Genomic DNA, 12,631 nt, shown 5'->3' on the forward strand with positions numbered 1-12,631 from the left:
AGGAAACAGCCTTAGCCTTACCTCAAACTGAGGTAGAACAGGTAATTGTCAATATTTGGCAAGATGTCCTCGGTTTAGATAAAATTGGCTTGCAAGAGAACTTCTTTGAATTAGGTGGTCATTCCCTTTTACTGTTAACGCTACAAAGTCAGTTGCAAGAATCTTTTGGCAAAGAATTGTCAATTGCAGAGATGTTTAGTCATCCCACTATCGAGGCGTTGGCTCAATATTTCACCCAGACGCAACCTGAAGATTCAGCAGCCCAACAGGGGTATGCACGGGCACAGATTCGCCAAGAAGTTCGTAAAGCGGACTCAACAGAGATTGCGGTGATTGGCATGGCAGGTCGATTCCCTGGCGCAGATAATCTCGATCAATTCTGGCAGAACTTACAGAATGGAACGGAGTCCATTACCTTTTTCTCAGATTCAGAACTATTAGCTTCTGGCATTGATCCGAAGCTTTTAAGTAATCCTAATTATGTGAGAGCAAGTCCAATTCTTTCTGATGTGGAATATTTTGATGCTCACTTCTTTGGCTATACTAACCGAGAAGCTGAATTTATGGATCCCCAGCAACGATTATTGATGGAATGTGCCTGGGAAAGCTTGGAAGATGCAGGGTATGATCCTCTGACTTATTCAGGCTCTATTGGTTTGTATGCGGGAGCAATGTTAAGTACTTATTTCATTCATAATCTTCTGCCCAACCGTGACACTTTTGATGAACATGATGATTTACGAGTACTCACTCCCGACTCTATGGGCGGCCTGCAGGTGGTACTTGCTAATGATAAAGATTATCTGACAACACGCATCTCCCATAAATTGAACCTGACTGGACCGAGTGTCAATATTCAAACGGCTTGCTCAACTTCACTCGTTACAGTTCACACAGCAGTCCAGAGCTTGCTTAATGGAGAATGTGACTTGGCTCTTGCGGGAGGTGTTTCAGTGCAGGTGCCCCAACGAGTTGGACATCTCCACCAAGAAGGGCTCATAGCATCTCCCGATGGCCACTGTCGAGCCTTTGATGCCCAAGCAGAAGGAACTATTTTTGGCAATGGCGTTGGCTTGGTTGCCTTGAAGCGCCTGGAGGAAGCTCTCCAAGATGGAGATCATATCTATGCGGTTATTAAGGGATCTGCCATTAATAACGATGGGAGCAACAAAGTTGCGTATACCGCACCCAATGGGGAGGGACAGACTACAGTGGTGGCCGAGGCAATTGCAACTGCCAATATCAATCCCGAGACGATTACCTATGTGGAAGCTCACGGCACAGGAACTTTGCTCGGAGACCCGATCGAATTGGGTGCTCTGAGCCAAGCATTTCAGGCTAAAACTCAGCGCAAACAGTTTTGTGCCCTTGGGTCTGTCAAAACCAATGTGGGGCACTTACAAATCACCTCCGGCATTGTGGGCTTGATTAAGACAGTCCTTGCTCTTTACCACAAACAAATCCCCCCTAGTCTTCATTTCCAAACACCGAATCCCAAAATTGACTTTGCCAATAGTCCGTTTTTTGTGAATACAATGCTCTCTGAGTGGGAGAGGAATGGTCATCCTCGACGGGCCGGTGTTAACTCCTTAGGGTTTGGAGGAACAAATGCCCATGTGATTTTGGAGGAAGCACCAGAAAATGCCCAACCAAAAACCAGAAACGAAGATGGAGCCAAGCTTGAGGACCGATCGCATCATCTTCTCACCCTTTCAGCCAAAACAGCTCCTGCACTGCAAGCGTTAGTCAAGCGCTATCAACGCTATCTGAGTGACAATACTGAAGTGGAGCTTGGAGATATTTGTTATACGGCTTGTGTGGGAAGAGCACACTTTGAACATCGGTTAGCGATAGTAAGTGATTCGATTCCTGATCTACGTTGCAAACTGGCAAATGTGTTGGATGATAATGCTGAGTTGAGCCCTGAGCAAACTCAGGAACTTGCTCAAGGGCAGACTAAAGCATCAGTTCGAGCCCAAATTGCTTTCTTGTTCACTGGTCAAGGGTCGCAATATCTGAACATGGGGCGGCAACTGTATCAAACTCAGTCTGTGTTTCGGGATGCGATTGACCAATGTGACCAGATTTTACAGTCCGAGCTTGAGGTTTCTTTGATTGATCTTCTATATCCGCAAACAGCGGATGAGCAGAATGCTGCTCGGCTGAATAACACAGCCTATACCCAACCGGCTTTGTTTGCGATCGAATATGCCTTAGCTCAATTGTGGCAATCCTGGGGGATTCAGCCAGCGGTGGTAATGGGGCATAGCGTAGGTGAGTATGTGGCAGCGACGATTGCTGGGGTCTTTGATTTAGAAACCGGACTAAAACTGATTGCTGCTCGGGGCCGGTTGATGCAGCAGCTACCTGCCGGAGGAGCGATGGTATCAGTGATGGCCTCTGAAGAGAGAGTGCGATCGCTAATTTCCCCCCATACCGAGAAGATATCTATTGCAGCTATTAATGGACCTGAAAGTGTGGTGATCTCAGGTGTTGCTGAGGTCTTGGGTGCGATCTCTAACCAGCTTGAATCAGCAGGGGTAAAGACCAAGTCACTCCAAGTTTCCCATGCATTTCATTCTCCTCTGATGGAGCCAATATTGGCAGAGTTTACCACGGTAGCTGAACAACTCACTTATCATTCTCCTCGCATTCCCTTGATCTCAAATGTGACGGGGGTAAAAGCAGACGAACAAATCGCCACTGCTCAGTACTGGGTCAATCACATTCGTCAACCAGTTCGATTTGCCCACAGTATGGAAGCATTATCTGAATTTGGGTATGACTGCTTTCTAGAAATTGGTCCCAAACCCATTTTGTTGGGTATGGGACGTCAATGCCTCCCAGAAGGGACGGGGGTGTGGTTACCTTCTCTGCGTCCGACGGTAGACGATGAGCAGCAGATGCTCTCTAGTTTAGGAAAGCTATATGTACAGGGTGTTCGGGTTAATTGGTCTAGTTTGAACCAAGAATATAGCTATCAGAAGGTGACATTACCCACATATCCATTTGAACGCAAAAAATACTGGATTGAAAAATATGAAACGAATGAGCAAAAATTCACATCAGCGACTTCTAAAAATCAGAAAAATAATTTTATTAGATTGCTCAATCAAGGAAATGTTTTAGATTTAATTCAATATTTAAAAAAAACATTGGATTTATCGCGAGAGGAAGAAGTGAAATTACTGTCGAAATTTGCGCAGTTAATTATAAATCTTTATCATCAAGAGAATGAACTCTTGACTAATAAAGATCGTAAAGAGAAGGATTTAATGAATCAGATGCTACAGATGGATAGTGAAAATTTAAATAAGCTCTTGTCAGAAGCAGAAAAATTTTCGCAAAATTCATAGCAAAATTAACCAAAAAACTGAATTAATTAGGAAACAATCAAAATGTCTGACGATCTAGAAAACATGAATAATCTTCAAGAACGATTGTCAAAACTTTCTCCTGAACAACGTCAATTTTTTGAAAAGAAGATTGCCGAAAACAAACCACATCAGCAACTATCAGGTCAGGAATTCATTGCTGAAAAAGGGTCAACTGAAGAAAGGTTAAGCCGCTATTATCGAGCGCTAGATCATAGCAATACCGCGAAAGATTATGCGAGATTTGCACCCTTTTCTGAGGTTGTGCCTGACTTTTCTTGGCTGGAAGTTATCCTCAATCCCGATCAGCACCCGGAGCAGACTAGCTTAAGTCTACAAGCGCAAGCCGAAATGAAGGCTGTATTATTTAGGGGCATCGACTTCTCATCGATTAAAAAAGTTATGGATATTGGTTGTGGATACTCCCATGATTTAATTGATTTGGCAACCAACCATGTCCATCTCCAGCTAGATGGCTATAACATTTCTCCAGAGCAAGTCAAAGCAGGTGAGCAAAAAATCCAAGGTTTGGGCTATTCTGACCGTATTTACCTTTACAACCGTGATAGTGCTAAACAGCCATTGCCTGATACCTATGACTTAATCTTCAGCTGTCAGGTCATTCATCATATCAAGCGCAAGGAAGATGTATTCTTAAATATAAGTCAACATCTCAACGATAGCGGTTTTTTCGTAGCAGCGGAAATTATTTCCAATTTGCCCTTGACGCCCATTGACGATGCCAAATCGACTGCTTATTATGTTACCCGATCAAAATGGGCACAGTTGCTGGCTCGAAATAATTTAAAAGTGGTTGAGGGAGTAGATGCTAGCCTTGGAATTGCCAATTATCTGTACGATCCAAATTTTACCGATAACTTAGCTCGTCTATGTCAAGGTTATGATGAGAACGCTAAAGATCATTTTGTTGGTCCCCATGAACTTGGAGAGTTACTGCGCAAAAAATTGGCTGTTTATCTATTAATTACAGTCCAGAAAGATAGCTTTACTGAAAAGGAGACAATTTTACGACTAAATCAAGAAAAACTTCAGAACTTAACCCCCTACTCGAAAATTATTGAGAACAGTCCTAATGGTAAACCCCTGTTGTTACCTCAGTTTTTCAGAGAAGGATCGACGACTTTTTCTCAGGGTACTAGAGAAGATTTTCGGCAACAATTTCTGTCACAGGATCTATCCGATGCTCAGGTTGGCTTAGCGTTTTATCTCAAAACTGTTGTTGCTGCTATTTTAAAGGAGACACAAGCTGAAATCAATGAAGAGACATCACTTACTGTGATGGGTGTTGATTCTCTCATGGTCTTGGAATTGCGAAATCGAGTTCAAGCTGACTTGGGTGTTGACATCTCTGTTGCGGATTTGATGGGAGATATAAATATTAGTCGTCTGGCAATCAAGGTGAGTGAACTACTACATCGGAATGCTCAAGGTGCTCAAGATCTAGAGAGTAAGATGGATGGCGACAATTTACAAGAGATAGCGCTTCAGGACAAAAAAATGAGGGAAGGTAGGTTATGAACTTATCAGAGTTTTTACAAGAGCTTGTCATCAGCGGCTGGCAATTTTGGGCTGAAGAGGGGCAAGTCTGTTTCCAGGCTCCAGATGCTGACTCAACAGATCAAGTGTTAGCCCAGCTCAAGCAACACAAACGAGACATTCTCACAATTTTGCAGGAGCACCCAGAAGTTCTCCAGGTTTACCCTCTTGGTTACGGTCAACAGGGCATCTGGTTTCTGTGGCAACTCTTCCCAGACAACCCTAATTACAATGTTTCATTTGCCACTCGCATATATTCCCAAGTCAATGTTACGACTTGGCAACAGACGTTTGAGGCGTTAAGGAAGCGCCATCCATTGCTGTGTAGCACTTTCCCTAAATGTGGGGAGACCCCGATTCGACAGCATTCCGAGCAACTCGACTTTGTGCAGATTGACGCATCTACTTGGGATGAGAATGAATTGCAGACCCAAGTTGTGGCAGCGCATCGGCATCCCTTTGATCTACAAACCGATCCTGTGATGCGGGTTAGATGGTTCACGAGATCAGAACAAGAGCATATTTTGTTGCTTACCATCCATCACATTGCTTGGGATGGTTCATCTGCCAATATAATTGTCAAGGAACTCTCAGAACTCTATCAAGCCCACTGTGCAGGTGTTGCCGTTGATCTGCCGTCCCTGCAGCATACCTACCAGGATTATGTTAAGTGGCAACAGCAATTAGTGGAGGGCTCAAAAGGAGAAAGCCTGTGGACCTACTGGCAACAGCAACTGGCAGGGGAGTTACCGGTGTTAAATTTGCCAACTGACCGGCCACATCCTCCAATTCAAACTAATAATGGTGCGGTTTACCGGTTCCAGTTACCTGAGCATTTGGTAACACAGGTCAAAGCTCTGAGTCAAGCAGAAGGGGCAACCCTTTACATGACGCTCTTAGCTGCATTTCAAGTATTACTGCATCGTTATACAGGGCAAGAAGATATTCTGGTGGGTTCTCCAACCTCTGGTCGAACCAGACCGGAGTTTACCTCAGTGGTGGGTTATTTTGTTGACTCGATGGTAATGCGAGCTAAGGTGTCAGGGAGCCTCAGTTTTCGAGAGTTTTTGACCCAAGTTCGTCAGACGGTTATTGATGCATTAGCCCACCAGGATTATCCCTTTTCTTTGTTAGTTGAAAAATTGCAACCGGAGCGCGATCTCAGCCGTTCCCCCATTTTCCAAGTCTTCTTTGGACTCCATAATTTCCTACAGTCCGAAACGCAACAGCTGTTCCTGGGTGAAACAAAGACCTTGGTTCATTGGGGTGGAATGGAAGTTGAAACATTTCTATTCGATCAATATGAAAGCCTAGAAGACCTGGTGCTGGAAATTATCGAAATTAACTCACAACTGTCTGGGTTCTTCAAGTACAACACTGACCTATTTGATGAGCAGACTATTGCCCAGATGGCTAGTCATTTACAAACGTTGTTAGCAGGGATTGTCACGCATCCTGAACAAAGGTTAGAGTCATTGCCTTTGTTAACCCAGGCAGAGCAGCATCAGTTATTAGTTGAATGGAATCAGACCACTACTCATTATCCGACAGACAAATGTATTCATCAGTTGTTTGAAGAACAAGTGGAGCAGACACCGGATGCTATTGCGGTGGTTTTTAAGGAAGAGAAACTCAGCTACCAAGAGTTGAATATCCGTGCAAATCAATTAGCTCGGTATCTACAAAGTTTAGGCGTAAGTCCAGAGGTATTGGTGGGCGTTTGTGTAGAGCGTTCATTAGAAATGATAGTGGGATTGTTGGGGATTCTCAAAGCAGGAGGAGTTTATGTACCTTTAGATCCCAAGTATCCCCAAGAACGTCTAGACTATATGTTTCGCGACTCCCAAATGTCGGTGTTGCTAACTCAACAACAGTTACTAACTTTGTTGCCTCAATACGAAGCAAAGGTAGTTTGCTTAGATCGAGATTGGCAAAAAATTGTTACTGAAAATCCTAAAAATGTTACCAGTGAAGTTACGGCAGAAAATTTAGCCTATGTGATCTACACTTCAGGTTCCACAGGCAAACCCAAAGGAGTAATGGTAGCCCATATTGGACTACATAACCTACTTAAAGTTCAGATTCAAGCCTTTAAAGTCAGCTCAAATAGTCGAGTGCTTCAGTTCGCATCTTTAAGCTTCGATGCCTCGATCTGGGAAATAGTTATGGCTTTAGGTTCCGGTGCCAGTCTGTATCTGGAAAGCCGAGAAAATTTGTTGCCAGGAGCTAGTTTGAGTAAGTGGCTCAATGAGAAAAAAATCACCCACCTTACCCTGCCTCCGTCAGCTCTAGCAGTGATGCAAAAAGAGGAATTACCATCCCTCCAGACTATAGTCGTAGCAGGAGAAGCCTGTCCAGCAGAGGTAATATCCCAATGGTCACAGGGGCGACAATTTGTCAATGCCTACGGACCAACAGAATCAACAGTCTGTGCCACGATGGCAGAATGTTCACCAGAGTACTCAGTGCTGCCCATTGGTCACCCCATAGCTAATACCCAAATCTACCTTCTAGACAACAATTTACAACCAGTTCCGATCGGCATTCCTGCTGAAATGTATATCGGTGGTATCGGTTTGGCTCGTGGCTACCTCAACCGTCCCGACTTAACCACTCAGAAGTTTATCCCCAACCCTTTCAGTAACAAAGCAGAACAGAGGCTTTATAAAACAGGGGATTTAGCACGTTATTTACCAGATGGCAACATCGAATTCTTGGGTAGGATCGACCATCAAGTAAAAATACGAGGATTCCGCATTGAAACTGCCGAAATTGAAGCGGTACTAAATCAAAATCCCACGGTAAAACAAACAGTAGTAGTAGCCAGAGAAGACAAACCAGGAGACAAACATCTATGTGCCTATATAGTGGCTCAAATGGAAACGGCAACCAACTCCAACCCAGAACTATCAGAGACTCACCTCAACAGTTGGCAAGAAATATTCAACCAACAAATATACTCTCAACTAAGTGAAGTCACAGACCCACTGTTCAACACTACTGGTTACTTAAGCAACTACGACAAGCAACCCATACCCGAAGCACAAATGCGAGACTGGGCGGAGGATATAGTAACTCAAGTCTTAGCCAACAAACCCAATTCAGTGTGGGAAGTAGGTTGTGGCACAGGAATGCTGCTATTTAAAATAGCCCCCCACACACGGGCTTATTACGGCACCGATATCTCAGAAGTGTCGTTGAAGTATATCCAAACACAAATAGCACAGCAACCGGACAAATATGCTCATGTCACCTTAGCTCAGAAAGCAGCAGAAGAGATGGCAGACATTGCCGATAACAGCTTTGATGTAGTGCTTCTAAGCTCCATAGTCCAGTATTTCCCAAGTGTAGAGTATCTGTTGCAAGTAATCTCTAATAGTATCCGGGTAGTCAAACCAGGAGGAATGATTTTCCTAGGGGATATCCGCTCTTTGCCACTAATGAGGGCATTTCACACTTCGGTGCAACTGCACAAAGCTCCCCCATCACTCTCTGTGCAACAACTAAAGCAAGGCATATACAGGCTTATGCAACAGGAGACAGAGTTGTTGGTCTCACCAGAGTTGTTTGTCGCCCTCAAAGACACCTATCCAGAAATCACTCATGTACAGATCCGTTTACAGAGGGGAAGCGAACACAACGAGCTGAATAAATACCGTTACAGTGTGCTACTGCACATACAGGCTAAACCTACATCAGTAATCGTTGCACCAGTAGAGAATGGTGTGGGTATGTCAATGGAAGACATTGAAGTATATCTGGGACAACAGCAACCAGAATCAATCTGCTTTAGTAGTTTGACTAATGGTCGGGTGGCAACAGATATGGCTGCGGTAGAGTTGCTCTCACAAGTAGAGTCAAAACTGAATGTGCAGCAGTTGAGACAACAGTTACGGCAGAAGCTAGTCAATGGTATCGAACCAGAACAGCTACATCAACTGAGCGCCTCTTTGGGGTATGAACTAGAGTTGTGTTGGTCACATAAGACGGAAGGATGTTTTGATGCAGTATTTGTGCGAAGCTCCTTAGCCCCAGAAGCGATGGTATTAACACCACTAACTCAACAATCAGTGGTAGGGGGGAACTGGCATCGTTATGGCAATAATCCCTTGGCTTCTGTAACAGGCAAACAACTAATACCGCAGTGGAGGAAGTATCTGGAGGAGCGGTTGCCGGAGTATATGGTGCCGAGTAGGTACGTGATTTTGCCACAACTGCCATTGACACCCAATGGCAAGGTAAACCGCAAGGCATTGCCTGCACCCGATAATACCAGTAGTAGGTCAACCGAGTTCGTGGCTCCTGAGACTAGCACAGAGAAAGCCTTAGCTGCAATTTGGGCAGAGGTGTTGAGTATCCAACAGGTGGGTATACATGACAACTTTTTTGAATCGGGTGGACATTCCTTGCTGGCTACCCAAGTTGTGTCTCGGATCAGACAAGCTCTTGGAAAGGAACTGACTTTACAGCGTTTATTGGAATCCCCCACCATTGCCGAATTAGACTCAGCCTTAGTCCAATTACCTAGGGTTGAAGATTCACCAAAGCAAAAGCCTGATGGTCTTTTACCCACAATTGTGCCTGCGCCAAGCCAGCGCTATCAACCCTTTCCCCTCACCGAGATTCAACAAGCTTATTGGCTCGGCCGCAATTCGCACTTTGACTTGGGTAATATTACCACGCATGGTTATCTGGAACTGGACTGTGAGAATTTAGCTTTAGACCGGTTAAGTCAGGCTTGGCAGCAAGTAATAGACCATCATGACATGCTGCGAATGGTGATTCTACCCAATGGTGAACAGCAAGTCCTTGAACAGGTTTACCCCTATCAGATTGAAGTTTTAGACTTGCGCGGTCAACCAGAACAAATCGTCTCAACCGAACTAGAAACCATTCGTTATCGCCTGTCCCACGAGATGTTCCCCGCTGGAGAGTGGCCACTATTTAAGATTCGTGTGACTCGCCTAGCGGATCAGCGTTACCGCTTACACTGGAGCTTTGATGCCCTAATTGCTGATGCCTGGAGCATGATCATTGTTTGGCAACAATGGCTGCAGCTATACCAGAACCCAGACAGTTTCCTACCAAAATTAGACCTCACATTTCGGGACTATGTGTTAGCAGAACTGAGTCTCAAAGACACGCCCCAATATCGACGCTCTCAACAGTATTGGTGGAATCGCTTAGAGACACTCCCCCCTGCACCAGAACTTCCCTTGGTCAAGCAAACTGCCACACTAGAGCAACCTGAATTTAATTGTTATCGGGCTGAACTGTCTGCCCCAGATTGGCAGCAATTGCAAGCCAGGGCAAAACAAGCCAGTTTGACACCGTCAGGGGTCTTGTTAGCCGCGTTTGCCGATTTCCTAGCCTATTGGAGCAAAAGTCCCAAATTCACGATCAATCTCACCCTCTTTAACCGGCTACCTTTGCATCCCCAAGTCAATGATTTAGTGGGAGACTTCACTTCCCTGACACTCTTAGAGGTCAATCAAAAAAACGCAGCTCCCTTTGCTCAGCGTGCTCAACGTCTCCAGGGACAACTTTGGCAAGACCTAGACCACCGCTATGTTGGGGGCGTTGAGGTGCAACGAGAACTTCGCCGTCAGCGCGGTAGTTATCAACCCATGGGGGTTGTATTTACCAGTACGCTGGCGCTGAATACGTCGGCAGAGAAGGGATTGCCGTCCAATGAATGGCACGCTTGGCCATTCGACCAATTGGGAGAAACTGTTTATATGGTCTCTAAAACCCCTCAAGTGTGGCTAGACAATTCTGTTGCTGAACAAAATGGTGCCTTACTCCTAATCTGGAATGTAGTCGAAGACCTCTTCCCAGAGGGGTTCCTCAATGACATGTTCACAAGCTACTACCATTGGTTGCAACAGCTCGCAACCTCCGATGTGGCTTGGGCGCAGACTTGCCCTCAACTACTGCCCCTCTCTCAACTTACCCAACGCCTCCAAGTTAATGAAACCTATGCCCCTGTTTCTGAAGAGACCCTCCATAATTTGTTTGTGAAGCAAGTTCAGCAGCGACCAGAGGCGATCGCCCTCATCACCCCGCAACGCACCCTCACCTACCATGAACTCTACACCGAAGCTCAGGCGCTCGGCCAGCAAGTTCAGCAATTGGGAGCCACCCCCAACACCCTAGTAGCCGTGCTCATGGAAAAAGGCTGGGAGCAAATCGTTGCTGTCTTAGGCATTTTGATGGCTGGTGCAGCCTATCTCCCCATTGATGCCGCCCTGCCCCAGGAGCGTCAATGGTCTTTGCTGGAGCAAGGAGAAGTCAAACTGGTCGTGACACAAGCTGCCCTAAACGCTAGCTTAGGATTGCCAGACCACCTGCACTGCCTGGTGGTTGCTTCCCAACCACAGGAGATCATAGACACTCCCCTGGAGGCAAACGTTAGCAGCAGCGATTTAGCCTATGTGATCTTTACCTCCGGTTCTACAGGAACACCCAAAGGGGTGATGATCGATCACCGAGGAGCCGTTAACACCATCCAAGATATTAACCAACGGTTTGACGTTCAGCCCACTGACCGAATGCTGGCGGTCTCTGCCCTCAACTTTGACCTGTCTGTCTACGATATCTTTGGCCTCCTGGCAGCGGGGGGCACCCTAGTCATGCCCACTCCAGAGGCAGCCAAAGACCCAGTCCATTGGGTTGAGTTAATGACGACCCATCAAGTCACCCTCTGGAACACTGTCCCAGCCCTGATGCAGATGCTAGTGGAATATCTGTCTGAGCACCCAGACCAAGTAACTGAGGACCTCCGACTTGCCCTGTTGAGTGGTGATTGGATTCCACTCAATTTACCGACCCAAATCCAATCATTATGGCCCCAAGGACAGGTGGTCAGTCTGGGGGGAGCCACAGAGGCTTCAATTTGGTCTGTGTACTATCCCATCACTACCGTAGAGCCGGAATGGAAGAGCATTCCCTACGGCAAACCTCTAGTGAATCAAAGCCTACATGTGCTCAATCACAATCTGGACCCTTGTCCTAATTGGGTTCCAGGTCAGCTCTACATTGGTGGGATTGGTCTGGCCCAGGGCTATTGGCGGGATGAGCAAAAAACGAATGCCAGCTTTATCCTGCATCCCCAGACTGGAGAGCGCTTGTATAAAACGGGTGATTTGGCCCGCTACTTACCCGACGGCAACAGTGAATTTTTGGGTCGGGAGGATTTCCAAGTCAAAATCAGTGGTTATCGAATTGAACTCGGTGAGATTGAGGCAACCCTGCTGGGGCATGCTACAGTTAAGGAAACCGTTGTGGCTGCTGTGGGTGAACTACAGAGTAAGCAGTTGGTCGCCTATGTGGTCTTTCACTCAGAATCATCATCTGACTCTGCCACAGAAGACGTCCACGATGACATGCGCATCGACGAACTGCGTCACTACTTGCAGCAGCAGTTGCCAGAGTATATGGTCCCGCCGAGTTACATGGTCCTCGATGCCCTGCCCCTAACGGCAAATGGTAAGGTCGATCGCAAACGATTGCCCACCCCTGAATTAATCAGCGATCATTACTCCCCTGATACCTACATTCCCCCACGCAATCACCAAGAGCTGCAACTGGTGAAGCTATGGGAGGAGATTTTAGAGGTTCAACCCATTGGGGTGGGCAGTCATTTCTTTGACTTGGGGGGGCACTCCCTGTTGGCCGTGCGCTTAATGAATCGCATCGAG

3 protein-coding genes are annotated in these 12,631 nt (G+C 46.0%); all 3 read left to right on the forward strand.

The features are described from left to right. On the forward strand, window positions 1-3,356 hold a 3,356-nt coding region (locus F6K38_RS26575), incomplete at its 5' end, for a type I polyketide synthase (RefSeq protein WP_287358070.1). A gap of 42 nt (window positions 3,357-3,398) precedes the next feature. Beyond that, window positions 3,399-4,913 carry a methyltransferase gene (locus tag F6K38_RS26580; RefSeq protein WP_008178616.1) on the forward strand — a complete coding sequence of 505 codons (1,515 nt, stop codon included), beginning with the start codon at window positions 3,399-3,401 and terminating at the stop codon, window positions 4,911-4,913. Next, a partial coding sequence (locus F6K38_RS26585; protein WP_287358072.1) for a non-ribosomal peptide synthetase occupies window positions 4,910-12,631 on the forward strand: 7,722 nt, incomplete at its 3' end. The genes F6K38_RS26580 and F6K38_RS26585, both read left to right, overlap by 4 nt.

The organism is Moorena sp. SIO3B2 (genome assembly GCF_010692525.1).
Taxonomy (GTDB): Bacteria; Cyanobacteriota; Cyanobacteriia; order Cyanobacteriales; family Coleofasciculaceae; genus Moorena; species Moorena producens.

Bases quoted from the DNA above. Each gene is read 5' to 3' on its own strand.
- F6K38_RS26580 (WP_008178616.1), top strand. From the start codon at position 3,399: ATGTCTGACGATCTAGAAAACATGAATAATCTTCAAGAACGATTGTCA.